The 21,431-nt window shown below is 40.2% G+C and carries 21 protein-coding genes and 1 pseudogene; 18 read left to right on the forward strand and 4 right to left on the reverse strand.

Translation table 11 applies throughout. The annotated features are described in order from the left end of the window. Positions 1-51: 51 nt before the first annotated feature. Entirely contained in the window at positions 52-2,928 is a 2,877-nt protein-coding gene (locus tag ACXAFE_RS01210; protein WP_475147376.1) for a PKD domain-containing protein, read from the forward strand. Positions 2,929-2,954: 26 nt separating this feature from the next. Continuing rightward, a pseudogene (rpsQ, locus tag ACXAFE_RS01215) lies at positions 2,955-3,083 on the forward strand (30S ribosomal protein S17); the annotation flags it as partial. A 33-nt stretch (positions 3,084-3,116) separates the two neighbouring features. On the opposite strand, the gene ACXAFE_RS01220 reads toward rpsQ, so the two are convergent. After that, positions 3,117-3,977, reverse strand: coding sequence for an IS982 family transposase (locus ACXAFE_RS01220; RefSeq protein ID WP_336436498.1), 861 nt, complete (start codon positions 3,975-3,977; stop codon positions 3,117-3,119). A gap of 410 nt (positions 3,978-4,387) precedes the next feature. On the opposite strand from ACXAFE_RS01220, the gene ACXAFE_RS01225 reads away from it, so the two are divergent. The 4 genes from ACXAFE_RS01225 (at position 4,388) to ACXAFE_RS01240 (ending at position 6,578) form a co-directional block, all read left to right on the forward strand. Next, positions 4,388-5,095, forward strand: coding sequence for a hypothetical protein (locus ACXAFE_RS01225; RefSeq protein ID WP_475147384.1), 708 nt, complete (start codon positions 4,388-4,390; stop codon positions 5,093-5,095). A 9-nt stretch (positions 5,096-5,104) separates the two neighbouring features. Next, the gene (locus tag ACXAFE_RS01230) at positions 5,105-5,359 is read left to right on the forward strand and encodes a hypothetical protein (RefSeq protein ID WP_475147388.1); all 255 of its coding nucleotides are present in this window, start codon (positions 5,105-5,107) and stop codon (positions 5,357-5,359) included. Positions 5,360-5,674: 315 nt separating this feature from the next. After that, positions 5,675-6,208, forward strand: a complete 534-nt coding sequence (locus ACXAFE_RS01235) for an RNA polymerase sigma factor (RefSeq protein WP_475147391.1) — start codon at positions 5,675-5,677, stop codon at positions 6,206-6,208. Further along, positions 6,198-6,578 carry a DUF6768 family protein gene (locus ACXAFE_RS01240; RefSeq protein ID WP_475147393.1) on the forward strand — a complete coding sequence of 127 codons (381 nt, stop codon included), beginning with the start codon at positions 6,198-6,200 and terminating at the stop codon, positions 6,576-6,578. Before ACXAFE_RS01235 ends, ACXAFE_RS01240 begins: the two co-directional genes overlap by 11 nt. A 144-nt stretch (positions 6,579-6,722) precedes the next feature. Here the strand turns inward: ACXAFE_RS01240 and pckA are convergent, their stop codons facing one another. From pckA to hslR, 3 genes are all read right to left on the reverse strand, one after another. After that, on the reverse strand, positions 6,723-8,333 hold the full coding sequence (gene pckA / locus ACXAFE_RS01245) for a phosphoenolpyruvate carboxykinase (ATP) (RefSeq protein WP_010561255.1): 1,611 nt from the start codon (positions 8,331-8,333) through the stop codon (positions 6,723-6,725). Positions 8,334-8,684: 351 nt separating this feature from the next. Continuing rightward, on the reverse strand, positions 8,685-9,524 hold the full coding sequence (gene hslO / locus ACXAFE_RS01250; RefSeq protein WP_475147397.1) for an Hsp33 family molecular chaperone HslO: 840 nt from the start codon (positions 9,522-9,524) through the stop codon (positions 8,685-8,687). A 40-nt stretch (positions 9,525-9,564) separates the two neighbouring features. Continuing rightward, entirely contained in the window at positions 9,565-9,987 is a 423-nt protein-coding gene (gene hslR, locus ACXAFE_RS01255; protein ID WP_475147398.1) for a ribosome-associated heat shock protein Hsp15, read from the reverse strand. Positions 9,988-10,217: 230 nt separating this feature from the next. On the opposite strand from hslR, the gene gspC reads away from it, so the two are divergent. From gspC to ACXAFE_RS01315, 12 genes are read left to right on the forward strand one after another with little or no spacing between them, the layout of a single operon-like run. After that, on the forward strand, positions 10,218-11,150 hold the full coding sequence (gene gspC / locus ACXAFE_RS01260) for a type II secretion system protein GspC (RefSeq protein WP_475147401.1): 933 nt from the start codon (positions 10,218-10,220) through the stop codon (positions 11,148-11,150). A gap of 22 nt (positions 11,151-11,172) precedes the next feature. Then, positions 11,173-13,242 carry a type II secretion system secretin GspD gene (gene gspD / locus ACXAFE_RS01265; protein WP_475147404.1) on the forward strand — a complete coding sequence of 690 codons (2,070 nt, stop codon included), beginning with the start codon at positions 11,173-11,175 and terminating at the stop codon, positions 13,240-13,242. After that, positions 13,235-14,743, forward strand: coding sequence for a type II secretion system ATPase GspE (gspE, locus tag ACXAFE_RS01270; protein ID WP_475147409.1), 1,509 nt, complete (start codon positions 13,235-13,237; stop codon positions 14,741-14,743). The genes gspD and gspE overlap by 8 nt, the downstream gene beginning before the upstream one ends. 2 nt (positions 14,744-14,745) lie before the next feature. After that, positions 14,746-15,966, forward strand: a complete 1,221-nt coding sequence (gspF, locus tag ACXAFE_RS01275) for a type II secretion system inner membrane protein GspF (RefSeq protein ID WP_394228362.1) — start codon at positions 14,746-14,748, stop codon at positions 15,964-15,966. Between the two features lie 25 nt (positions 15,967-15,991). Continuing rightward, positions 15,992-16,417 carry a type II secretion system major pseudopilin GspG gene (gspG, locus tag ACXAFE_RS01280; RefSeq protein WP_010561248.1) on the forward strand — a complete coding sequence of 142 codons (426 nt, stop codon included), beginning with the start codon at positions 15,992-15,994 and terminating at the stop codon, positions 16,415-16,417. 21 nt (positions 16,418-16,438) lie between these two features. Beyond that, a complete protein-coding gene (locus tag ACXAFE_RS01285) occupies positions 16,439-17,023 on the forward strand; it encodes a prepilin-type N-terminal cleavage/methylation domain-containing protein (protein WP_475147416.1) in 585 nt (194 codons plus the stop codon). Beyond that, positions 17,016-17,390, forward strand: a complete 375-nt coding sequence (gspI, locus tag ACXAFE_RS01290; protein ID WP_054978989.1) for a type II secretion system minor pseudopilin GspI — start codon at positions 17,016-17,018, stop codon at positions 17,388-17,390. Before ACXAFE_RS01285 ends, gspI begins: the two co-directional genes overlap by 8 nt. Next, a complete protein-coding gene (gene gspJ / locus ACXAFE_RS01295; RefSeq protein ID WP_475147424.1) occupies positions 17,391-18,011 on the forward strand; it encodes a type II secretion system minor pseudopilin GspJ in 621 nt (206 codons plus the stop codon). Then, positions 18,011-18,994, forward strand: a complete 984-nt coding sequence (gene gspK / locus ACXAFE_RS01300; RefSeq protein WP_475147430.1) for a type II secretion system minor pseudopilin GspK — start codon at positions 18,011-18,013, stop codon at positions 18,992-18,994. Before gspJ ends, gspK begins: the two co-directional genes overlap by 1 nt. After that, positions 18,991-20,187 carry a type II secretion system protein GspL gene (gene gspL / locus ACXAFE_RS01305; protein WP_475147434.1) on the forward strand — a complete coding sequence of 399 codons (1,197 nt, stop codon included), beginning with the start codon at positions 18,991-18,993 and terminating at the stop codon, positions 20,185-20,187. The genes gspK and gspL overlap by 4 nt, the downstream gene beginning before the upstream one ends. Further along, positions 20,184-20,654, forward strand: coding sequence for a type II secretion system protein GspM (gene gspM, locus ACXAFE_RS01310; RefSeq protein WP_100912482.1), 471 nt, complete (start codon positions 20,184-20,186; stop codon positions 20,652-20,654). Before gspL ends, gspM begins: the two co-directional genes overlap by 4 nt. Before the next feature lies 1 nt (position 20,655). Beyond that, on the forward strand, positions 20,656-21,423 hold the full coding sequence (locus tag ACXAFE_RS01315; RefSeq protein WP_475147442.1) for a type II secretion system protein N: 768 nt from the start codon (positions 20,656-20,658) through the stop codon (positions 21,421-21,423). The last annotated feature ends 8 nt before the right edge of the window (positions 21,424-21,431 follow it).

The raw sequence follows: 21,431 nt of genomic DNA on the forward strand, positions 1-21,431 counted from the left end.
ATTTCGCGCTGTTACAGATGCTTAAATAGATATAACAATAAGGAAATGTTAATGAAGTTTGATATTGGTAAGCTTTCGGCTGTCTTGTGTATGATTTTAATTACAGCTTGTGGAGGGGGAGGGGAGGCCAATACGAATACCAAAACTTCCAGTAACCACGTCCAGAATGTATTGCCTGTAGTTGATGCTGGGCAGGATATATTTGCTTTTGAAAATGAGCAAGTAACGTTATCAGCTTCAGCTTCAGATTCAGATGGTAATATTAGTTCTGTTGCATGGCGTCAAATTGAGGGTGACCCAGTTGATTTGTCAAGTGCTTCTGAATTAGTTACAACTTTTACTTCCCCTGAAGTAGATACACCTAAAGATTTGATATTTGAGATAGTCGTTAAAGATGATCAAGGCGCAACTGCTCGAGACTCTATTACGGTCACAGTCGAAGAGAAACTAAACCAAGCCCCAGTAATTAATTTAGTCGATCGAATAGATGTAATTTCAGGTTCTATAGTAAATTTAAACGCCTCGATAAATGATCTTGATGGGGATATCTCTAACGTTTTATGGACTCAAATAGCAGGGAGTACAGTAGTAATATCTAATGCTGATACCCCAGAAGCAAGTTTTATTGCACCACAGGTTACAGAAGCCATCGAGCTAAAATTTGAACTTACCGTAACAGATGATGATGCGGCAACCACAAAAGACAATATTACTGTACTCGTAAATAAAGAGAACTCATTACCAATTGTTTCTGCTGGAGAGGACATTATCGCGAACCCTGGAGGTAAAGTAAATTTGTTAGGGGTTGCAAGTGATATTGATGGCCAAATAGATACAGTAATATGGAAACAACTAGAGGGAAAGGAAGTGGATTTAGTTGATTACAACACACTTACCCCAAGTTTTGACATACCAGAGGTGGCACTCGGCAGCTATTTTACCTTTCAGGTTGAAGTGACTGATAACCGAGGTGGCCAAGCTGTTGACTCTATAAAAGTAACGGTGCAAAAAATTACTCCTACTACCCCCGAGCTTGTTGTAACTCGTTTAGGATATCCAGGTAGAATAAAATTAAATGTTAAAGGCGATAATCAGATAGACTCAGGAGCTAAATACAACCTCTTCTACGCTAAACAGGCAGGTGTGAGACCGGATAACTATTCCAGTCTAGCAGGCGGAAAGGTGATAAGAGATATTTCGCTACCTTATGAAATCCCAAGTTCATGGAATGAGTACCAAAATACATTTTTTGTTTTGGAAAAAGAAATATTAAATACTACATTGTTGAGTAATGAAGTAAACACAAACCATAGGTTAGGGGTTAGTAACTGGAATAGAGCATGTGTAGTTGAGGCTAGTACAGTTATCTGCTGGGGACGGTATGATAATCAGGAAAGAGACATAGAAGCCGCTAAGGACCCTATAATTCTTTCTAATCCATCACAACTAGCGGTTGGTTCGGTTGATACTTGCGTAATTGATTCCAATGAGTTGAAGTGCTGGGGTGATGATTTAGCTAATAATATTCCTGAGTTAGTAAACCCATTTTTTATAAATATAGAAGGAAGCACAGCTTGTGCGATAGACAATTCTGGACATAGATGTTGGGGGGAACTTTCAGAGGTTCATAATGGTATTTCATTAAAAAACCCCAAAGAAATAGTTATTAATGATTACTCTCAGAATTGTGCATTAGATGATACCGGTGTTGTATGTTGGAACAATAGTGGTCAGTTATTTACAGAGCTGCCTAAGGTTAAAAATCCTCATTCCCTAGATATTAGTAATTCAAGAGCGTGCTTGCTCGATAATAATAAACTTGTTTGCTGGGGAGGGATTGAAGGTATTCAAGAAACCGAAGGATTTGAAAACCCCTCTCAAGTTGTCGTAACAAACTTACCACCTTGCGTTCTAGATGATAACGGTGTTAATTGTTTAGATGATGATCCTTTAAGCCCAGTTCAGCCTCCAGAGTTAAATAATCCAAGAAGTCTCTTTGGTGATGATCAGTATTATTGCTCAGCAGATACTGAAGGGCTTCAATGTTGGGGCTATCCTGAGGCGGTTTCAAATAATATGCCAAATAGTAGTGATTTAGTTGAAATGGACCTAGATCAATCTGAGAAACTAGAATGCTACGTATCAACTTCTGGGTTAACTTGTTATCACTATGGAAAACAGATTAATTTAGGTAAAAATTTTGTGGCAAGTGATATTGATGTAGAGAGGAATACTATCTGTGTCATAGAAGGTGGTTTAATTAGCTGCTTTGATGTTGTATATGGAAAAGAAATCATGGAAGTAAAGGAGATTGCTTTTGATGAAACTATGGGCAGCGCAAAAGAAATATACTTAGACATGTTTGGCTCCGGGGGCTGCACTCTTTTTGAACTTGGAACAAGCTGTGTGGGACTTTTAGGGTACTCAAGTTATCAAGTTGAAACTATAAAAAGTATTGCAATGAATAGCTATACTGGTTGTGTACTAACCGATAATGGTCATACATCATGTGGGACGGATAAAGGAAATGGCGAGGCAAAAAGTTTCTATAATTCAAATGCAGTTGGCATCGCAAACTCACAAGCTTTACTTTGTCATGCGCTGCCAAACTCAGCCCTTTGCTTAGATCTAAGGTATGATAATGAATTTAATATTGAATTAGCCAATAATGTGAAGCAAATTGAAGGGTATGATGGTGAACATGGCGGTTATATGGAGTTAATTTGTGCTCTAGATGATAATGGCGTTAGTTGTTGGCAAGCAGGAGAATACGCTTCAAGCCCTTTAAAGTATTACCCTTCGATGACATTATTTAATCCAAGTCGTTTATCAAAGAATGTACCTTGTGCAGTAGACGATTATGGTTTAGCTTGTTGGGGGATTTCTCCCTATTATGGCTATGGACAGAGAAGTAATCCTCGGTATTAATGTTGGGAAGTATCTGGGCTGTACACTTTTATTTTAACATGACTAAATTACATCATGAGAAGACTACTTCTAAAAGTGGCAACACAGTTACTATTCGTGAATGTGCTCCTATTTCTAAGAATAAATCTTGGACTTTAGTAGACGTTATTGCTTAATTTTTATTAATTAACCTCAGATCTGCATAAGTATTAAAGCCGAGTCACTTTTATACTCGGCTTTTTAGTCTGAAAGGTATAGGCAATTAATCCAGCCATTAAATTAACCATAAATGAGATGCAGCTGCGGTGCCTTGTATGGTCTATTTGAGCCATATTTTTCAGCTGGTCGAAAACCGTTTCAATGATGAAACGCTTTGATAACATCGCTCTATCCCAAGATGATATTGGCTGACGTTTCATATTACTTCGTTGACCTGTAATAAAATCAACGCCTTGCTCAGCAAGTTCCGCTTTTAAGTTTGCCGATACATAACCTTTATCAGCGTATAAACTACCTGTAACATTATCGACCATATCTGGTACAGGTTTCCTATCATCAACATTCCCAGCTGTCACTTTTACAGCTAATAAACCACCTTCATCATTCATGATGAGGTGAAGTTTAAAGCCATAAAACCAGCCCATTGTTCCTTTGCCTCGTTTGGCTTCTCCCGCGAAAACTTGGTGGCGAGGAATGCGCATGTTGTGACACACCTTGAGAGAAGTGGAGTCGATAAATGCAATGCCTGTTGGTTTATCGAATCGCTGTTTCAGATAGCTACACAAAGCAGGTAACGTAGTCTGAAGTAGCTTCAACATGCGTGTATAACTAACTAAATCAGGAAAATAATGTCGCCAATACTGACAAACAAATTTGGTGTAGTAAGTTTTAAAGTCGCGATAACCTGATTGATGAAAGGCAATTAATATAGTCATCACTTCGCTGGAGGATAGTCGAGATGGCTTAATGCGTTGCTTTTCCCCTGATTCTATTAGGTGTTTAAGCCATTGAGGTTCAAACAATAAACAAAAATCATCGACATCTACGTAAATTGCATCTAAGTTATTCATGCCCTTGCCTCGGTAATCTTATGTTTCTTGGTCGAAAGATCTGATCACCGCAAGGGCATTTAGTTCCACTTCTTATGTGCAGCTCAGGTTAATTAAGTAAACGCTTAAAACCCCGGCCTTGGTCGGGGTTTTTTACGTTTGGAATAAAGCAAATTAAGTTGTAAGTGAAGCCCTCAATCTACGGTAAATTTATTTAGTGCACTACCAAGCTACACGCATATGATAAGAAGACACCTTCTAAAGGTGGCAACACAGTTACTATTCGTCAATGTTTAGTATTAACTGGCTCTTTGGGTAGGCCTGCTTACTTACGATTTCTTACATTGTTTAGATTTTATTCACTGAACTTTAACCCCTTGCAAGACTCCTAACATATTCATAATAATTATAAATTTTTAAAAGGTGTTGCTGTGCGTTCTAAGCAAATGGCATTGCTGACCTCTATTACCGTACACTTTGTTCTAGGCTACTTACTGGTAACTCAAACATTCAAACAGTCAAGTTCAACACAGGAAGCTTCTCTTAAAACGTATATCATACCTGTCGCGCAGCAGCGCAAAATCCTAGCTGAAATGGTGAAACCTAAAGATAAGCAAAATCCTGAACCTAAACAACAAAACGTCCCTGAAAAAGTTATAAAAAACACAGTTGTTGGGCAGGAAAAGAAAACCCCAAAAGTTGCTGAAGCACCAGTACCAAAAAGCACTGAAAAGCCGTTGGAAATCACACCTAAAACTCAGAAAAAGTCGAATGAAACCAAGACTAAAGTGATAAAGTTTAATCGTTATAAGAGCCTTGAGAGTGTAATAGAAAAAGAACAGCAAGCTTATTTTAAATCGCAACAATTCAATAACCAAATAAGCCAGCCGGAAGTCAAAATTAAGCCGTCGCAAAAATATCAAGACCTAGTAAAAGGGCAAACTGAGGTTGTTACTGGAAGTGTAGCCTCATCACGTAAGACAATAAAATATAAAGGTAAGTGTTATCTTGTTGATAGTAGTTCAGAAATGGGCAGTATGGATATGCCGTCATCATCTGGCTTTCCATGCCCTGGAGAAAAATCAGATAATGAAATATTGCTGAAAAATTCGTTGAATAAGTATTTAAAGAAAAAATAAGGGATACGCGTGAAAAATTGTGTATGTATTTTCTTGCTGCTAATAAGTGCTGGTTGTTCAACTGGTTTGAAGCAGCGTGACATAAGAGAGTGTCGAGAAAATGCGTTTCAAAACCAAACACTGCCTATGGCAGTAATAGAAGCCCAGTATAAAGAGTGTCTAAACGAGAAAAGAGAAATGCAGGCGGCAGAGCGGCAAATGTCACTAATTGAAAATGTATTTGAGATCATACTAGACATCTTTGGTGTAAAAGAGTCTGATTAGCTTTAGCGACAACCTTATTTAACTTTTAAGGTTGATGTTAAAACCTAGTAAAGCCTAGTATAACCTAGTACCAATTCAATTAATCACTCATCATTTTGCTGACTAAATATATCATTCATTGCGCTACATTTATCTATGTAGGATAAGTGTCAATGGCGGGCTAAACGCTTCTTTAGCGTTATATCTGATCACATGCACAATAAAATTGCTGTATCGTCATTTACGTACCTCAAGGGAAAATTTAATTCTATTTGCGTGAACCTTTGCTCGAACGCTCACGTCTTGATAATCAAACAATCTACTTTGGAAGTGTAAATGCACCAAGCGCAGGAAGAGTTACTGGTTTTAGCGGCTCAATCAGGGAACACAAAAGCGTTCACCTATCTGTGTCGTCACTACCAAAAAGGCGTAACTCGCTTTGCGTATAAACTATCGAACGACCCTCAAATAGTTCATGATGCAGTGCAAAATGCATGGTTAAAACTCGCTAATAACCTTCACAAATTAAATGACCCTAGAGCATTTAAAAGTTGGTTGTTCAAAGCTGCCCGCTGGAGCGTATATGACTTAATGCGCGCAGCAAAGCGAGATAAAGAGACTATCGCAAACGATATAGATGTGCTTGATATTGTCGCGTCAACTAAACCTGAAAGCTTAGATCTCGGGTCCTTGATAGAGCAGCTTCCAGATATAGATAAGCAGGTTATACATTTGTTCTATTTGGAAGAAATGCAATTGATACAAATAGCCGAGGTATTAGAAGTACCGCTAGGTACTGTTAAATCGAGGCTATATCGTGCCAGAAAAGCGTTACAAAAGAGTGTAGAGGATAAACAGGATGAATATTGATGAAAGAATTGTTAAACAACTCGATGCAGATTCAGCTGAAATCGACCGCATTTTGGCGGAACAAAATAATGGGCTAGGTGCATTGCTAAATGCGGGTTTAAAAGGCGCGATGCGACCTTGGTTTATATTAGTAAATGTTTTAGTACTAATAAATTTTCTCGGGCTCGCTTACCTTGTCTATCAATTTTTTACGCAAACAGCAGATACGCAAATATTTTGGGGGGTACTCGCGATTTTCAGTTTTCAATTTCATATTGCAGCTAAAAGTTGGCTTTATAACGAAATGAATCGAAGTAGTTTAATGCGTGAAATAAAGCGCCTTGAAGTTGCTGTTAATGACTTAAAAGTTTCAACCAGTAAGTCGGAGTAATTGATGGAAAAGCTAAAGACAGTTGTTTTAATATTGCTGCAAACGCTGCTATTTATTCTTCAGTTTTTACAGTCATAACAGATAGATATATAAAACAAAAAGCCAGCTAAATGCTGGCTTTTTTAATTAAGGAGAATGACTTAATTAAAGTTTTGGGCCTGCCGCTACAAGCGCCTTGCCGTTTTCTGTGTCAGTGAACTTGTCAAAGTTATCAACAAAACGCTTAGCTAGGTCTGTTGCTTTGTCAGTCCATACGCTTGCATCTTCGTAAGTGTTACGAGGATCAAGAATATCACCTTCGACACCTTCAAGTGACTTAGGTACTTCAAGGTTAAATAGTGGCACGATTTCAGTTTCTGCGTTATCGATAGAGCCATCTAAGATTGCATCAATGATTGCGCGTGTTGCTTTAATTGAAATACGTTTACCTGTGCCGTTCCAACCTGTATTTACTAGGTAAGCTTCAGCGCCAGCAGCTTCCATACGCTTTTGCAGTACTTCAGCGTATTGTGTTGGGTGAAGTGATAAGAACGCAGCACCAAAACAGCTTGAGAACGTAGGAGTTGGTTCAGTAATACCACGCTCAGTACCTGCTAGCTTCGCTGTGAAGCCTGATAGGAAGTAATATTGTGTTTGTTCTGGTGTTAATTTAGCAACTGGTGGTAATACACCAAACGCGTCAGCAGTTAGGAAGATAACTTTCTTCGCGTGACCTGCTTTAGACACTGGCTTAACAATGTTGTCAATGTGGTGAATTGGGTAAGAAACACGTGTGTTTTCAGTTGTTGAGTTATCGTCAAAATCAATTTTGCCGTTTTCATCAACTGATACGTTTTCTAATAATGCATCGCGACGGATTGCATTGTAGATGTCTGGTTCATTTTCTTTGCTTAGGTTAATTGTTTTTGCGTAACAACCACCTTCAAAGTTAAATACGCCGTTGTCATCCCAACCGTGTTCGTCATCACCAATTAGCTCACGCTTAGGATCGGTTGAAAGTGTTGTTTTACCAGTACCTGAAAGGCCGAAGAAAATAGCAACGTCGCCATCTTTACCAACGTTTGCACTACAGTGCATTGACGCGATGCCTTTAAGTGGTAGGTAGTAGTTCATCATTGAGAACATACCTTTTTTCATTTCACCGCCGTACCAAGTGCCACCAATTAATTGGATTTTCTCAGTTAGGTTAAATGCAACGAAGTTTTCAGAGTTAAGACCCTGTTCTTGCCATTTGTCATTCGTGGTTTTCGCACCATTCATTACGATGAAGTCAGGCTCGTAATCTTTTAGCTCTTCTTCAGAAGGACGAATGAACATGTTTTTAACGAAATGTGCTTGCCATGCTACTTCAGTAACAAAACGTACTTTAAGGCGTGTGTCTTCGTTCGCACCACAGAATGTGTCAACTACGAAAAGACGCTTGCCTGAAAGCTGCTTAGTCACTAAACCTTTTAGGTGTGACCAAGTTTCAGGAGTCATTGGTTTGTTGTCGTTTTTACCTTGATCAGACCACCACACAGTGTCAGCTGAGGTTTCATCACGTACGATGTACTTATCTTTTGGTGAGCGACCGGTAAAGATACCAGTTTTCACGTTAACTGCGCCTAATTCAGTTTCGACACCTTTGTCATAACCTTCAAGGCCCGCTTTAGTTTCTTCCGCAAAAAGTAACTCGTAAGATGGATTGTGAACAATTTCTGAAACATCGTGAATGCCATATTGCGACAAATCAATCGAGTTTTCTAAAGCTGACATAGTTTAAACACTCCTAGGGGTTTTGAACGGGTAGTAAAATAAAATCGAATAAAATTCGAGCGTCAATTCTATCTTAATACTAGAGTAAAACCAAAGCTGAAACCCGCGATTTTTCTGGGATTTATGTATTTTTTTTCATGATACCGGTGTCATTTTAAAATACCCAATATGCATCGATCTTATGACACCGTTGTCATTTTGTTTTTGTACTTTTTATAGACTTTTTGTGCAGGGAATTAGCGGCAAGTTAATTGCAATTATGATGTTCTTAGTATGGGTGAAACGCTAAACGAATTCAGATAACAAAAAAGCAGGCATTTAGCCTGCTTTTTCAATAAAAAACATTTTTTATTAGTTAAAAATGTTTTCAATATCACGTTTGTTAAATTGGTATTCTTTTAAACAATATTGGCAGTTAATTTTAATAGCGCCTTGTTCTTTCGCATCTTCAAGCAATGCATCTTTACCAACATTAACAATCGCATCTGCAATTTTATCGCGGCTACAGCCACAGCGGAAGCTTACTGGCTGAGGATCAAATAAACGCGGGTTATCTTCATGATAAAGGCGCGTTAACACTGTATGACCATCAAGATTTAATAACTCTTCATCTTTAATGGTATTTGTTAACGCTTCTAAATGCGTAAAATCTTCTTCCGCTTTTTCTTTGTTCACAGGTAATACTTGTAGCAACATACCTGAACATTTTTCTTGTTCAGCATCTGTGCTAATCCACATACGTGTACGCAGCTGTTCAGACTGTTGAAAGTACTGCTCTAAACATTCAGCCAGACTGTTTGACACTAAAGGTACAATACCTTGGTAGCGCTCGCCTTTAAGTGGGGTAATGGTAATAACCATATGACCTTTACCAATTAGGTTTAACACGCCAGTATCTGTAATCTCACCTTGAATTCGGGCAATACCACGCATAGTTTGCTGGTGGTTACCATTAATCACGGCATATTTTACAGGCCCGTTACCTTGTAGTTGAACGGCAATTTCGCCTTCAAACTTCAACGTTGCTGTAAGTAAGCAGGTTGCTACTAATAGCTCACCGATCAACTGCTTCACTTCCGTTGGGTAATTGTGGTTTTCGATTATCTCTGAAAACGTTTGATCAAGTTGTACTAACTCACCACGTACATCATGGTTTTCAAAAATATATCTGTGTAATAGATCTTGCTGCATTGGTCAGATACCTTGTTTCAAGCGTACTGCTTGATAAATGTTAACTATGTTTAAATTTTATAAGCTCACGACGCTGCTTTTTATCAGGGCGTTGTTCAGGGCTAGGAGAGAAAAAGGCATTGTTTTTACGTGCCCAAGCGTTTTCTTCACGCTTTTTCTCGCTCTCTTGTGTTTCCTGATACAACGTTTGCGCAATTGGCGCACCGCGTCTTTGATCGCTAATTTTTTCAATGGTGACAATTTTTTCATCAAATCCTTGCGAGAATTTAATTGTCGCACCTAACTCAACGGTTTTGCTAGGTTTGCATCGTTGGCCATTGTAGTGAACTTTGCCCCCGAGAATCATTTCGCGAGCAATCGCACGTGTTTTGTAAAAGCGTGCAGCCCAAAGCCATTTGTCTAATCTTACGCTCAGACTGTCTTCGTGATCTGAAGTGTGTGTTGAATTCTGCTTTTTACTCATGGAGTGAGTGAATAATTGCACTGAAAAGTACGTGAAATATACCATAAATGCCAATATAGACAAAGTTGATACATTTATTTACCAAAAATAGAGACAAAGGGAATCAAGCCCTGACACAGAATTGTCATATTTACAGTGTAAATTCCAGCCACTTTCCAGATTACCTGCTTGTTGTAGAAAAGCTGACAGGTTAAGATGGTCGTTCAAAAATAAGCAAACAAATTATAATAATGCAGATAAACCAAGCGCAAATCGAACAGGTTATAGCAAAATTTCCACATAAAAAAGCAAGCAATATTGTACTTGTTGTTGTGGTTATTTATGTCGCATTTTTAGCTGCGCAATTAACTTGGATGTTATGGCCAAAGCCAACTCAGCAAGCTGCATTTATTACTGTGAATAACAGTGATTCGGGTAGCGCGTTCAACTACAGCAGTAAAGAGCTGGTATCGCAAAATATTTTTGGTAATGCAACGCAACAAGCAGAGCAGAAAACACAAGAAATTATCAGTGATGCACCTGAAACAACGTTAAATATAAAATTAACGGGTGTAGTGGCGATTGCTGGCGATGAGAAAGCCGGTCATGCCATTATTGAAAGCCAAAATAGGCAAGAAACCTATTCAGTAGGCGAATTGGTTAAAGGCACTCGTGCACAAATCGAAACCATTTTTGCGGATCGCGTTATTATTAAAGTAAGCGGTCGTTTTGAAACCTTAATGCTCGATGGTATTGATTACTCAAAAACCGTTAAGCAACCTACCAAAAAACAAGGCAAGTCATTTAACCAACTTCGTTCGGCAAATGAGTCTCCGGCTCCTGCAATAAATGCAACGAAAAATGCAGACCTTAAACAAGAACTAAAAGCTAAGCGCAGAGAATTACTTGAAGAACCTGGGAAACTTTTTGATTATATTCGCATCTCACCTAAACGGGTTGATGGACAAATTGTTGGATATAACCTTAGTCCAGGCAAAGACCCTAAACTGTTTTCACAAATGGGGCTTAAAAGTGGGGATCTCGCGACTTCAATTAATGGCTATCAGCTAACCGATATGAAACAGGCTATGGCAGCGATTGGTGAGCTTAGAAATGCATCATCAGCGACAATAGTTATCGAGCGCCAAGGGCAAATTCTCGACGTGCTATTTAGCCTAGAATAAGAATACGACTCGGAGTAACTAAATGAAAAGCGTGTTAAACCTAAGTAAGGTTTACAAAGGATTACGTAAATATGCAGCATTATTAGTTGCTGTAGGTGTTTCCTATTCTGCACTTGCGGTGGAGTATTCACCTAGTTTTAAAAATACAGAAATCACTGAATTCATTAATGTTGTTGGTAAAGACTTAAAGAAAACCATCATCATTAACCCTAACGTGCGCGGCAAAATTAATGTGCGCAGTTATGAGGCGATGGATGAAGAGCTGTATTACGAGTTCTTTTTAAATGTACTAGAAGTATACGGCTATACCGCAATTGAAATGGAAACCGGTTTTATCAAAATTGATAAAAGTGCCGACGGTCGTAAAAAGAATGTTCCCGTACTGGATGACGATGAAGAAGTGACCGGCGATGTAATGATCACCCGCGTTGTGCGTGTAAAAAACGTCAGCGTACAAGAGCTTGGTCCAGTTGTTCGTCAGTTTAGTGACCAAAAAGGCGGTAGCCACGTGGCACAATATACGGCATCAAATGTAATGATGTTAACGGGTCACGCGGCAACGGTTAATCGCCTTGTACAGGTAATTAAACAAGTTGACCGCGCAGGTGATCAATCAGTTGATATTGTTAAACTGAGCTATGCAACAGCGTCAGATGTTGTTTCTGTAGTTGAAACTATCTACAAGCCTGCGTCAGGTGGAAAAAACAACATTCCAGCTTTCCTTATTCCTAAAGTAGTTGCCGATGAGCGCACGAATAGTGTCATCGTAAGTGGCGAAGGGGAAGCGCGCGACAGAGCGATTACCCTAATTAAGCGTCTTGATAACGAGCTTGAAACACAAGGTAACACCAAAGTGTTTTACCTAAGTTACGCTAAAGCAGAAGACTTAGTGAAAGTGCTACAAGGTGTGAGTAAGTCAATTAATGACGAAAAGAACCAAGGCAAAACATCTGGTCGTTCAGCTAACAAAGATCAAATTAGTATTGAAGCGCACGAAGACACAAACTCAGTTGTTATAACAGCAAATCCCGATGTGATGCGTTCGCTTGAAAAAGTGATCAAAGATCTTGATGTGCGCCGTGCACAAGTACTGGTTGAAGCAATTATTGTTGAAGTACTTGAAGGTGATGGCGTTAACTTTGGTCTGCAGTGGATTTCAGAACAAGGCGGCATGGTACAGTTTAACAACGGTAGCAGCGCACCAATTGGTTCTATTGCTGCGGCGGCAGAGTTAGCTCGTGATAAAACCGTTAAGAAAAATGTAATTGGTTCAGAAACGGGCACAGGCACACAGTACGATGAAACCGTTGAAGGTAATATTGAGCCGTTAGCTGGTCTACTTAGCAGTATTAGCGGCTTAGCGGTGGGTATCGCGAAAAACGATTGGGCTGCGATTGTGCAGGCAGTATCATCAGATACTAACTCAAATATTCTAGCAACACCTTCTGTAACCACTATGGATAACGAAGAAGCGTCGATGCTAGTTGGTCAAGAAGTGCCAATTCTTACAGGTTCAACGTCAAGCAGTAACAATACTAACCCATTCCAAACGGTAGAACGTAAAGAAGTGGGTGTAAAACTAAAAGTAACGCCACAAATCAACGAAGGTACAGCGGTTCAATTAAAAATCGAACAAGAAGTCTCAAGTGTATCAGGTGCAACAGCGGTTGATATCTCAATTAATAAGCGTTCGATTAGCAACACTGTACTGGCCGATGACGGTAGCATGGTGATTCTCGGTGGTTTAATTGACGAAAATGTACAAGAAAGCGTGCAAAAAGTACCATTGCTAGGTGATATTCCAGTGCTTGGTCACTTATTTAAATCAACGTCGTCAACCAAGCAAAAACGTAACTTATTAGTATTTATTCGTCCAACTATTTTGCGTGACAGTGTAAGCATGAACAAGCTAAGTCATGGTAAGTATAACTTTATTCGTGGCGAGCAGGTAAAACGCAAAGACGATGGCATTAACTTAATGCCAAACGAAGTACCACCAGTACTACCTGAGTGGAACGATGCGCTTGTGTTACCACCAACGTATCAAGAGTTCTTACACGGCGAAAACAAAAAGAATCAGCAAGATGACTGAGATAGTTTCTGAGGTTAGTGTTGCACCCGTAGTGCCTGTTAAGCGTTTACCATTCAGTTTTGCTAAGCGCTACAGCATCTTGATGCAAACACAAAACAACGAGTTAGTAGTAAGTTACGCGGGCGATTTAAACCAACAGGCATTACTTGAAGTAAGGCGTGTTGTTGCAAGCACCTTTTCGCTTAAGCAAGTGACTAAAGATGAGTTTGAGTTACTGTTAGAGGTGGCTTACCAACGCGATAGCTCAGAAACACAGCAGATTATGGAAGATATCGGCAATGAGGTCGATTTGTTCTCGCTGGCAGAAGAGTTACCGCAAACAGAAGACTTACTTGCCTCGGAAGATGATGCGCCAATTATCAAACTAATCAACGCCATGTTAGGTGAAGCGATTAAAGAAGGTGCATCGGATATTCACATTGAAACGTTCGAGCAAAACTTGGTGATTCGTTTCCGTGTTGATGGTGTTTTAAAAGAAGTTTTAGAGCCAAATCGTAAACTCGCATCATTACTTGTCTCACGTATTAAAGTAATGGCAAAGCTCGACATCGCGGAAAAACGTGTTCCGCAAGATGGTCGTATTAGTTTACGTATTGCAGGGCGCGCGGTTGATGTGCGTGTTTCAACTATGCCATCAAGCTTTGGTGAACGTGTTGTATTACGTTTACTTGATAAAAACAATGCACGTTTGGATTTGGAAGATCTCGGTATGTCAGAGCACAACCGCAGAACATTCGCCGAATTAATTCGTAAACCGCATGGCATTATTTTGGTTACAGGCCCAACAGGTTCAGGTAAAAGTACCACCTTGTATGCAGGCATGACCGAAATTAATACCCGAGACCGTAATATCCTAACGGTTGAAGACCCAATTGAATATGAAATCCCTGGTATAGGTCAAACGCAGGTTAACCCTAAAGTAGATATGACTTTTGCCCGCGGTTTACGCGCTATCTTACGTCAAGACCCTGATGTGGTGATGGTTGGTGAAATTCGAGATTTAGAAACCGCACAAATTGGTGTACAAGCGTCATTAACCGGTCACTTAGTATTATCAACGCTGCACACTAACACGGCAGCCGGTGCGATTACTCGTATGGAAGATATGGGTGTTGAACCATTCTTACTTTCTTCGTCACTACTTGGCGTACTATCGCAACGCCTAGTTAGAACGTTATGTGACTGTAAAGAGTCGCATGTAGCCGATGAAAGAGAATGTGAATTGCTTGGTATAGAACACGGTAAAGGTGTAGAAATTTGTCGCCCTGTCGGCTGTAGCGAATGTAATCACAACGGTTATAAAGGCCGTACTGGTATTCATGAATTGCTGGTGGTTGATGAAGCTGTACGCGAACTTATTCACGATGGCAAAGGCGAACAAGCGGTTGAAAAATACGTACGTAAAACCACACCGAGTATTCGCCAAGACGGTTGTAACCGAGTACTTGCGGGGCAAACGTCACTTGAAGAAGTGCTTCGCGTGACGCGTGAGGAAAGTTAATCGTGGCTGCGTTTGAATATAAAGCGCTCGATGGTCGCGGTAAAAATAAAAAAGGTATTTTAGAGGCTGATACCGCAAAGCAAATTCGCCAAATGCTGCGGGAAAAAGGGCTTACGCCGCTAGAGGTGGTGCAAGCTGCAGATAAAGAAAAGCAGCAAGTTAAAAATAGCGGCGGATTGTTTAAAGCCAAAATATCGGCTCATGAGTTATCACTGATCACGCGTCAATTAGCAACACTTGTGCAATCGGCGTTGCCTGTTGAAGCGGCAGTTCTTGCTGTGGCAGAGCAGTGCGAAAAGCCACGTTTAAAAAGCATGTTGATGTCAGTGCGTTCAAAAGTGGTAGAAGGTTACAGTTTGGCTGAAGGTCTTGCTGAGTTTCCGCATATTTTTGACCATCTATATCGCGCTATGGTTGCCGCAGGCGAAAAGTCGGGGCACCTTGATCAAGTACTGGTGCGTTTGGCTGATTACACTGAACAAAGACAGCATATGCGCAGTCAAATAACGCAAGCTATGGTTTATCCAATTATTCTTGTGGTATTTGCTGTTGCAATTGTGTCTATTTTACTGGGCACGGTAGTACCGACCATCGTTAAGTCGTTTCAAAGTTCAAAGCTGGCATTGCCTTGGACCACTGAAACAGTAATAGCGGCAAGTAACTTTATTCAAAATTATTGGCTGTTTTCATTAATAGCCATTTTTGGCAGTATCTTTGCCATTAAGAATGCGTTAAAAAAACCGAAAATACGTTTTTGGTTCGATGCCCGTGTATTGCAGTTTCCATTTATCGGTAAAGTAGCGCGTGGTCTTAATACAGCACGATTTGCAAGAACGCTAAGTATTTTGTCATCGAGCTCTGTGCCGCTGTTAGAAGGCATGCGAATTTCGGGCGAAGTTTTAGCAAATGAAAAAATGAAAGCAGCAGTCGCTGAGGCAGCAGTAAAAGTCAGTGAAGGTGCCAGCCTGAAAGCGTCACTTGATCAAACTAAACTGTTCCCACCTATGATGCTGCATATGATAGCCAGTGGTGAAAAGTCAGGTGAGCTTGAACAAATGTTAGAGCGCTCGGCTGATAACCAAGATAAAGAGTTTGAAGCGTTAGTGAATATTTCACTAAAGCTACTAGAGCCATTAATGATTGCGCTTATGGCAATCATTGTCATGTTTATTGTAATGGCAATTTTACAGCCAATTATGGCGATGAATAACGCGATCGGATAAGCGTTAAGTTTTATAGAGGTGTTAAATGAAAAAGCAAAGTGGATTTTCATTACTTGAAATCATGGTAGTTCTGGTAATTATTGGCATGATCATGGCCATAGTTGCGCCGAATATTATGGGTCAACAAGAAGAAGCAAAAATTGACAAAGCACGTATTGATATCAGCGCATTAGAAGATGCTATGAATATGTACAAGCTGCGTAACAATCGTTACCCAACAACAGAACAAGGCCTTGAGGCGTTAGTTGAAGAAACAACGATTGAGCCGTTACCAAAACGCTTTCCTGAAGGTGGTTTTATTGAAAAGCTACCAGTTGATCCATGGGAAAGCCCATATCAGCTAGTAAGCCCTGGCGAATTTAGCAAAATTGATATTTTCTCAATGGGTCCAGACGGTGTTGCTGGTACAGAAGATGATATTGGTAACTGGGATGACGAAGACGAGCGTTAATCGTTAACGTTAGTTTAAATTATGAAAAAGTGGCAAAGCGGATTTAGCTTACTCGAAATTTTAGCGGTATTGGTAATTATCGGCTTTGCCATGAACCTTGTTGTTCTTACGCTTAATGATCAGCAAGAAGAACAACTTGAAACCGAAGCACTTAAGCTTCACACCATGATTAATCTTGCCTCTGAATTTGCCGTTATGAACCAGCTTGAGCTGGGCTTTCATATTGATAAAAATACTAATACCTTTGAGCTGCTGGCGTTTGATAGCGAAAAGTGGGTTGCAATTACAGAACCTGAAGTATTTAAACCACATCAGTTCAGTGAATTTATTAATGTTGAAATGGCACTTGAAGATTTGCCGTGGGGTGAGGAAAACTTGTTGCAGCAAGTCGATTGGCGCCAGCTTCTTAACAGTGAAGATGAAGAAAGCTTATTGGAACTTGAGAAAATGAAAATTCCACAGGTTTTATTGCTGTCTTCCGGTGAAGTGAGTCCTTTTCAACTTGTACTAACACTAACTGATAACGAAAAGGCGCGTCCTTATTACATTAAGGGTGAGTTAATGGCGCCGGTTGAATTGTCTCAGGAATTGGATGACGATGCCTAGAGTACGCGGTTTTACGTTATTAGAAGTGATGATTGCAATGGCCATTTGTGCACTTGCAGGCATTGCCGCAATGAAAGCGGTTGGTGATCACATTAATCACCTATCTAATATCGAAGAGCAACAGCTTGCAAGCTGGGTTGCTGAGAATCAATTAGCTGAATTAACGCTTACTACCAATTGGCCGCCAGCGGATAATAAAACTGGTGATGAAGAGCAGGCGGGAATTAAGTTTTACTGGCGTCACAAAATTACCAAAACCGAAAGCCCCGACTTGCTTGAAGCAAGAGTGTTAGTTTATTCAGATGAAGCACGTAAACACGATGTGTATGAGCTAATTACTTACATTGCCAAAAATGAGGGTAAGTAAGTGGTCACTCAGCGTAATGATTATCTAGGGTTTACTTTAATTGAGGTGCTGGTGGCACTCGCGGTATTAGCAATGGTAACGCTGGCAAGTCATCAAATTTTATCGACCGCGATTAATGCCAATCAAAATTCAAAACAAAAAGTAGCTGAAATAGGCGCTATGAATACGGTTTTCCGTATGATGCAGCAAGATTTTACCCAATTAGCGCTACGTAACACGCGCAATGAATCGGGTGATAGTTTAGAGCAGTTTTTAATTGCCGACCGTTTTTTGTTTGATAGTCAATATCATGGTGTTGCCGGCGTGCGAGATGGTTGGAGTAACCCAGTTAACTTATTGCCGCGCAGTGAATTACAGTTATTCAGTTATGTTGTCGAAGAAGATAACTTAGTGCGTAAATATCGCATTTATGTCGATTCGCTTGATGGCACTGAACCTAAAAGCCAAGTTTTACTGGAAGACATTAAAGACTTCACCATTAGCTTTCGTGGCGAAAATGACAAATGGGAAGAAAATTGGACTAATCCTAGTTTGCCTAAAGCCATCAAAGTAGAAATTGCGTTAGCCGATGAAATGATCGTAAGTCGCATTTTACTGCTGCCAGAGAGTGAGGCGACCTGATGATGCAAAAGCAAAAGGGCGCAGCGTTAATTATCGTGCTGTTTGTCGTGGCACTAGCAGCATCTTTGGCAGTTAAAATGAATGCGCGCTTGATGGTGGAAGTACAGCGTTCAAGTAATCTCGTATTACAGCAGCAAGCACGTTGGTATGCCATGGCGGGTGAAGCTCTGGCAAAACGATTGCTGATTGATGTAAAAAAACAAGATAAAGACCGTATCGATTTATCGCAAAAGTGGGCTGTTGAAACACCGCCTTACCCTGTTGAAGATGGTACGGTTGAAGGTAAAATTATTGATTTACAGGCGTGTTTAAACCTTAATGCACTGCGGTTTGTTGATCCCAATAATGCCAGTACTCGAAATTTTAATGAAGCACATAAAACATTAGAAGCGTTACTCGATATTATTCCTGATTTACCGATGGAAGAATCGAAAGAAGCACTTGCAGATAGCGTATTTGATTGGCTGGATGAAGATAGCATGCCAAAAAGGCAGGGTGTCGAGGAAGGGGAGTATATGTCTTACAGTATTCCCTATATGACAGCCAATAACTTATTTGCTAGCGTATCGGAACTGCGGTTAATTCGTGGCTTTAATCCGATCGTCATGGAAAAATTAAAGCCCTATGTTTGCGTTATTCCCCAATATGACGAATTTAAAGTGAATGTGAATACACTGCAACCTGAACAGAGTTTGTTATTGGCTGCAATGCTGGATATTTCAGAGAGCCAAGCAGAAACAATAATAAGTCAGCGTCCGAATGAGGGCTGGGATGACCTTAATAAATTCATTAATGATGCCAAACAAAATGGCGCTAAATCGTTAGACGATAAAGATAAACGCTTTGTGATAAACAGTAATTATTTTGAAGCGCAAATAAAGGCAAGCTTCTTTGAAACGAATTTTGCGATGAAATCCATAATACATATAACAGATAATCAAAAAGTTAGTGTACTGGCGCGTAGATTTGGAGGCGTACAGTGAAAGAAACCTTAATTATTCGCTTAGGGCAATCGGTTAATGATCCAATTCATTGGCTTATAAGCAATGCGAATGAAACCATAGCAAGTGGCCGAATTGATAATAGCTTGGTACTTGAAGAATTAGCTGAAAAAGCGCAATCACGGGAAGTTATCGCGCTATTTCCTGCTAGTAAAGTACAGCTTAAAACGGTGGTTTTGCCGACTAAATACAACCGTAAGTTAGAGTCAGCATTGCCATTTATGCTAGAAGAAGAACTTGCGTGTGAGTTGGACGATGTACAGATCAGTATCGGTGAACCTTGCATGTTGGGCGAAAAGCACGCATTACAAGTGGCTGTTTGTCAGCGAGCGTGGTTTGAAAACTGGTTGGATATTTTAAAAACAGCAGAGCTATCGCCAACGCGTGCGCTGCCTGATGCGCTGTTACTACCGCAATTTGATGACGCCGATGTAACCGTAACAGCGCTTGAAAACAACTGGTTGTTTAGGCTTGATGCTTGGCGCATTGCCGAGGTGGAAACAAGTTGGATAAACGAATTTACTGCAACCCTAGATGCACAATCGCTCGCGCATCTAAGCGATTTAGGGTTTGGATATGACAACGCGGTAAAAAAATTAGAACACTATGACTTACCGCTAGCGATTTTTACCAAACAGCTTGCGACGCAACCATTTAATATGTTGCAAGGTGCATTTCAGGTTAAAAAACAAAGTAAAGGTGTGTGGCCTGTATGGCAAGTGCCTGCTATTGCCGCAGGTGTAGCTTTAATGTTTGGCCTTGTTTTGAAAGCGGTAACCGCGTACCAATTGGAGCAGAAAGTTGCTGTTGCAAAAGCTGAGACAATTGAAGCGTATCAACAAGCGTTTCCTGGTTCAAAAGTGCGACCAAATCTAATTCGCCGTCAAATTCAGTCTAAATTGTCACAAGTATCGTCTGGTGGCGAAGCGGGCTTTTTGTTTTTACTGCACCACCTAACGCCTGTATTTAAAGATGTTGAAGGTTTTACACCTGAAACATTGCGTTTTGACAGTAAACGCGGTGAGCTACGCTTACGCGCCAGTGCAAAAGATTTCCAAAGTTTTAATGTAGTAAAACAACGTCTGGAACGTTCAGCGTTGCAAGTCGAGCAAGGATCACTTAGCAACTCAGGTAATTTGGTGGTAGGCGAAATAAAAATTAAGGCGGGTTCATGAACCAGTTAGAAACATATTGGCAGAATCTTAAACCAAATGAACAGCTACTGCTGAAATGCGCTGCGGTAATTTTTACCTTGTTTATTATTGTGATGTTAATTATTCGTCCACTAAACAATAAAATTGAAAAAGCGGAAAAAACCTTGCAGCAACAGCAAGAATTAGCGCAATTTGTAAAACAAAGCGCAGCAAAAATTAATGGCAGCGGACAAGGCAAACGCGCAGTGAGTGGCAGCTTAAGTCAGATTATTAATGTGTCGAGCCGTCGTGCGCAAATCAGCATCAGCAAAATGCAGCCAAAAGATGAGACACTGCGTCTTACCATCGAATCAGTTGAATTTAATAAACTACTTATTTGGCTTGAATCACTTGTGGAAGAAAGTGGTTTAACGATCTCTGCGATTGATATTAATCGAGGTGCCGAGCCTGGCATGGTAAGCATAAGTCGTTTGGTGGTTGAGAAGTAATATGAAAAAAACGATATCTCTTATCTTGTTATTTATTGTCGCATTTATTGCATTTGTTATTTACCTTGCACCAGCCTCGGTTGTGCTTGGCTTTGCACAAAGTCACTTACCAAAAAATATTAAAGTTGTAGGTGTGTCTGGCACGATTTGGCAAGGTCGCATCGCTCAGGCTCAAATTAATCAACAGCTTATCGATAAGCTAGAGTGGCAGTTAAAACCAGCTAGTCTGTTAACTGGCAAGGTGAGTGCTGATATTAAATTTGGTAGCTTACGCGGGTTTGATACGCCGTATGGCAAAGCGTCAGTTTCTTTGCCATTTTCAGCGGAAACGGTACAGTTAAGCCGTGCTAATATCCGCGTTGCGACATCAAATATTATGGATAATGTTAAATTGCCAATGGCGTTGCCAACTAAAGGTAATTTAAAAGTAAAAGTGAGTAACGCTGAATTGCCATTAGTAGCAAAAGATAAGTTATGTCATGTTTTAGCTGGTAATGCTGAAACGCACAATTTATCGGTGCAAGGTCTACAAGGTTGGATTGAGTTTGACACTATCAAGGGTAAGCTTGGGTGTGACAATGGGTCGCTAAGTTTAAATATTAGCGAAGAAAATCAACTTGGGCTGCAGCTAGAAGCGCAATATGGTTTGCGCTTAATGAGTGTTAGTGGCTTTGTTAAGCCAGATGCAAGTTTACCAAAGCAAGTTCATGACGCCGTTAAGTTTTTGGGCAAGCCTGACAATAGCGGGCGCTACCCGTTTAAATTCTAAGTACAAAA

It is taken from the genome of Pseudoalteromonas sp. ABV4_021 (genome assembly GCF_056159365.1).

Coding starts and splice junctions, on each gene's coding strand:
- ACXAFE_RS01240 (WP_475147393.1), top strand. CDS start 6,198: ATGAATATTGATGAAAGAATTGTTAAACAACTCGATGCAGATTCAGCT.
- gspI (WP_054978989.1), top strand. CDS start 17,016: ATGCCTAGAGTACGCGGTTTTACGTTATTAGAAGTGATGATTGCAATG.
- gspE (WP_475147409.1), top strand. CDS start 13,235: ATGACTGAGATAGTTTCTGAGGTTAGTGTTGCACCCGTAGTGCCTGTT.
- gspM (WP_100912482.1), top strand. CDS start 20,184: ATGAACCAGTTAGAAACATATTGGCAGAATCTTAAACCAAATGAACAG.
- ACXAFE_RS01315 (WP_475147442.1), top strand. CDS start 20,656: ATGAAAAAAACGATATCTCTTATCTTGTTATTTATTGTCGCATTTATT.
- hslR (WP_475147398.1), bottom strand. CDS start 9,987: ATGAGTAAAAAGCAGAATTCAACACACACTTCAGATCACGAAGACAGT.
- ACXAFE_RS01285 (WP_475147416.1), top strand. CDS start 16,439: ATGAAAAAGTGGCAAAGCGGATTTAGCTTACTCGAAATTTTAGCGGTA.
- gspK (WP_475147430.1), top strand. CDS start 18,011: ATGATGCAAAAGCAAAAGGGCGCAGCGTTAATTATCGTGCTGTTTGTC.
- gspC (WP_475147401.1), top strand. CDS start 10,218: ATGCAGATAAACCAAGCGCAAATCGAACAGGTTATAGCAAAATTTCCA.
- gspD (WP_475147404.1), top strand. CDS start 11,173: ATGAAAAGCGTGTTAAACCTAAGTAAGGTTTACAAAGGATTACGTAAA.
- ACXAFE_RS01220 (WP_336436498.1), bottom strand. CDS start 3,977: ATGAATAACTTAGATGCAATTTACGTAGATGTCGATGATTTTTGTTTA.
- gspG (WP_010561248.1), top strand. CDS start 15,992: ATGAAAAAGCAAAGTGGATTTTCATTACTTGAAATCATGGTAGTTCTG.
- pckA (WP_010561255.1), bottom strand. CDS start 8,333: ATGTCAGCTTTAGAAAACTCGATTGATTTGTCGCAATATGGCATTCAC.
- ACXAFE_RS01210 (WP_475147376.1), top strand. CDS start 52: ATGAAGTTTGATATTGGTAAGCTTTCGGCTGTCTTGTGTATGATTTTA.
- ACXAFE_RS01235 (WP_475147391.1), top strand. CDS start 5,675: ATGCACCAAGCGCAGGAAGAGTTACTGGTTTTAGCGGCTCAATCAGGG.
- hslO (WP_475147397.1), bottom strand. CDS start 9,524: ATGCAGCAAGATCTATTACACAGATATATTTTTGAAAACCATGATGTA.